We start from the raw sequence: 3478 nt of genomic DNA, 5'->3' as shown, positions 1-3478 counted from the left end.
GCGGCTGCGGAGCGCCGCGCGGGCGATGCGGCGCTAGCGCCCCACCGCGACGGAAACGGACGCCCGGCGCCGCCGGGCGGGACGACGCGGCCTCTCGCGCGGGGGCGGCGGCGAAGGACCACGCGCGACCTTAGACCAGGAGAAACGGAATGACGGAAGAGGTTCGGACCGCGCCGGAACGGAAGTCGGCCGGCGACGGAGGCTACGAGACGGCGCAGGCATTCGACGAGTTCATGCGCTCCTTCGAGGCGTTCCGGGAGGCGAACGACGCCCGGCTCGACGCCCTCGAGCGGCGCGCGGCGGACGTGCTCGCGGAGGAGAAGGTCGACCGGATCGACCGGGCGCTGCAGGAGCAGAAGCGGGCGCTCGACCGCCTCACGCTGAAGAGCCGCCGGCCGGAACTCGGCATCGAGGGCCGGGCGCCGGAGGCGTCGGAGCACAAGGCGGCCTTCGACGCCTATATCCGCCACGGCGAGGCCTCGGGCCTGAAGCGGCTCGAGACCAAGGCGATGGCGGCCGGCACCGACGCCGACGGCGGCTATCTGGTGCCCGAGGAGACGGAGCGCGAGATCGGAAAGCGGCTCGCCGCGCTCTCCCCGATCCGTGCGATCGCCTCGGTGCGCCAGGTCTCGTCCTCGGTCTACCGCAAGCCGTTCCTTGCGAGCGGCCCGGCGGTCGGCTGGGTGGCGGAGACGGCCTCGCGGCCGCAGACGGCGTCGCCGACGCTGGTCGAGCTGCAATATCCGGTGATGGAGCTCTACGCGATGCCGGCGGCGACGGCCGCGCTGCTGGAGGATGCCGCCGTCGACCTCGACCAGTGGATCGCCGGGGAGGTTGACGCCGCCTTCGCGGAGCAGGAGGGCGCGGCCTTCGTCGCCGGCGACGGCACCAACAAGCCGCACGGCTTCCTCGACTACACGACCGTCGCCGAGAGCGCCTGGGCCTGGGAGAAGATCGGCTATCTCCTCACCGGCGTCTCCGGCGCATTCGCCGCGGCTGACGCTTCCGACGTGCTGATCGACACGATCTACGCGCTGAAGGCCGGCTACCGCCAGAACGCCCACTGGGTGATGAACCGGCGCACGCAGGCGGCGATCCGCAAGCTCAAGGACGGCGACGGCAACTATCTCTGGGCGCCGCCGGCGACCGCCGACGGGCGCGCCACGATCATGAACTTCCCGGTCGCCGAAGCCGAGGACATGCCGGACATCGGCGCGAACGCGCTTGCGATCGCCTTCGGGGATTTCGGGCGCGGCTACCTGATCGTCGACCGGGTGGGCGTCCGCGTCCTCCGCGATCCCTACAGCCAGAAGCCCTACGTGCTGTTCTACACGACCAAGCGCGTCGGCGGCGGCGTCCAGGATTTCGACGCCATCAAGCTCGTCAAGTTCGGCACGGCCTGACCCCCGCTCCTCCCTGGGGCCGTGCCTGGCTCCGCCGCGGGCGGCGACGTCCGCGGCGGAGCCGAACATCTGCGAGGAGATCCCATGCGACGAGAACTGATTTCAGGCCCGGCGGCCGAACCCGTGCTGCTGGAGGAGGCGAAGGCGCATCTGAGGCTCGACACGGATGACGAGGACGCGTTCGTCGGCGCGCTGATCGTGGCCGCGCGCATCGCGATCGAGAGCGAGATCCGCCAGGTGCTGATCGCGCAGGCCTGGCGGACGGCGATCCCCTGCTGGCGGGCCGGCGAGGCGATCGAGCTCCCGGTGCAGCCGCTCCTCTCGGTCGACGCGGTGCGGGCCGTCGCCCGAGACGGGACGGCGAGCCCGCTCCCGGCCGAGGCCTATGCGGCCGATCCGGCCGAGGGCACCGCGACGCTTCTTTCCGAGATGTCGCCGCCGCCCGTCCGCTACGAGGTGGACTTCACGGCCGGCATGGGCAGCTCGGGCCTCGACGTGCCGCAGCCGATCCGGCTCGCGATCCGCATGCTGACGACGCACTGGTTCGAGAACCGCTCGCCGGTGGTGCTCGGCGAGCGGCCGACCGAGGGACCGGCCGGCTGGCGCGAGCTGGTCGCGCCCTATCGCCGGGTGCGGCTGTGCTGAGCGCGGCCGGCGCCACCCATGCGGGAAGGCTGCGCCACCGCATGATCCTGGAGCGGGCGACGCGCACGCCCGACGGCGCGGGCGGCGAGGCGCTCGCCTGGTCGGAGGCCGCGCGGTTCTTCGCGGCGATCGTGCCGGTCCGGGCCGAGGAGCGCGTGGCGGGCGAGGGGCCGGGCGACCGCGTGACGCACCGGATCGCGATCCGGCACCGCAGCGGCATCGCCGCGGGCGACCGGCTGCGGCTCGGCGCCCGCCTCTTCACGATCCGCACGATCCACGATCCGCAGGAGGACGGGCGCTTCCTCGTCTGCCTGGCGACAGAGGACGGGGGCCTCTCATGACGGCTTCTCCGGCGCTCGCGCTGCAGGCCGCGGCCTTCGCGGCGCTTGCGGGCGATGCGGCGCTCGCGGGCCTTCTCGGCGGCGCGCGCATCCACGATTCGGTTCCGCGGAACGCGCCCGCCCCCTACGTTCATCTGGACGAAGCAATCCTGCGCGACTGGTCGACCGGGAGCGAGGCGGGAGCGGAGGTCCGGTTCGCCATTGCGGTCATCACGCCCGCGGACGGACGCGCGCAGGCATTCGCGATCGCCGAGCGCATCCGTGCGCTCCTCCACGACGCGCCGCTCGCGCTCGACGGGCACCGGCTCGTGAACCTCCGCCACCAGGCGACGGAGACGAAGAAGGTGCGCGACCGGACGCTCCGCCGGGCCGACCTGACCTTCCGGGCCGTGATCGAGCCCGCCAGCTAGAGGAGTATCGAAATGGGTGCGCAGAAGGGGAAGGACCTGCTCCTGAAGCTCGACTTCGACCAGAACGGCGTCTTCGAGACGGTGGCGGGGCTCCGCTCGCGGCGGCTCGCCTTCAATGCCGAGGCCGTCGACGTGACGAACGCGGACAGCGCCGGACGCTGGCGCGAGCTGCTCGAGGGGGCTGGCGTCCGGCGCGCGGCGCTTTCGGGCTCCGGCATCTTCAAGGACGCCGGGTCGGATGCGAGCGTGCGCGAGCTCTTCTTCGACGGCGCGATCCGGACCTGGCAGGTGGTGATCCCCGATTTCGGAACCGTGAGCGGGCCGTTCCAGGTGAGCGCGCTCGAATATGCCGGCGAGCACGACGGCGAGGTCACCTTCGAGATCGCGCTCGAATCGGCCGGCGCGCTCGCCTTCGAGGCGGCGTGATGGCGAACCGGCACCGCGGCGAGGTGGACGCCGTGCTCGACGGGCGGCGGCACACGCTCTGCCTGACGCTCGGCGCGCTCGCGGAGCTCGAGGCAAGCTATGCGGCCGACGACCTGATCGCGCTCGCCGCGCGCTTCGAGGGCGGCCGGCTCTCGGCGCGCGACCTGATCCGGGTGGTGGGCGCGGGCCTGCGCGGGGGCGGCGCGGCGGTGAGCGACGACGAGGTGGCGGCCATGCGCGCCGAAGGCGGCGC

At 72.9% G+C, this 3478-nt stretch carries 6 protein-coding genes; all 6 read left to right on the top strand.

Annotated features, from left to right (window positions below):
• Nucleotides 1-149 precede the first annotated feature (149 nt).
• Entirely contained in the window at nt 150-1403 is a 1254-nt protein-coding gene (locus E4O86_RS22555; protein WP_161142787.1) for a phage major capsid protein, read from the top strand.
• 84 nt (nt 1404-1487) lie between these two features.
• Nucleotides 1488-2048 carry a head-tail connector protein gene (locus tag E4O86_RS22550; protein WP_161142786.1) on the top strand — a complete coding sequence of 187 codons (561 nt, stop codon included), beginning with the start codon at nt 1488-1490 and terminating at the stop codon, nt 2046-2048.
• A complete protein-coding gene (locus tag E4O86_RS22545) occupies nt 2042-2389 on the top strand; it encodes a phage head closure protein (protein WP_161142785.1) in 348 nt (115 codons plus the stop codon). The genes E4O86_RS22550 and E4O86_RS22545 overlap by 7 nt, the downstream gene beginning before the upstream one ends.
• Nucleotides 2386-2799 (top strand): DUF3168 domain-containing protein, encoded by a 414-nt coding sequence (locus E4O86_RS22540; RefSeq protein ID WP_161142784.1) that lies wholly within the window; start codon nt 2386-2388, stop codon nt 2797-2799. Before E4O86_RS22545 ends, E4O86_RS22540 begins: the two co-directional genes overlap by 4 nt.
• A gap of 12 nt (nt 2800-2811) precedes the next feature.
• On the top strand, nt 2812-3225 hold the full coding sequence (locus tag E4O86_RS22535) for a phage major tail protein, TP901-1 family (protein ID WP_161142783.1): 414 nt from the start codon (nt 2812-2814) through the stop codon (nt 3223-3225).
• The coding region (locus E4O86_RS22530) for a GTA-gp10 family protein (RefSeq protein ID WP_161142782.1) at nt 3225-3478 on the top strand (254 nt) is incomplete at its 3' end. The genes E4O86_RS22535 and E4O86_RS22530, both read left to right, overlap by 1 nt.

The sequence above is a fragment of the Propylenella binzhouense genome (assembly GCF_009866965.1).
Classification (GTDB): domain Bacteria; phylum Pseudomonadota; class Alphaproteobacteria; order Rhizobiales; family Afifellaceae; genus Propylenella; species Propylenella binzhouense.
Note: the sequence above shows the minus strand (reverse complement) of the source record. Positions and strands in the feature narration are given on the sequence as shown.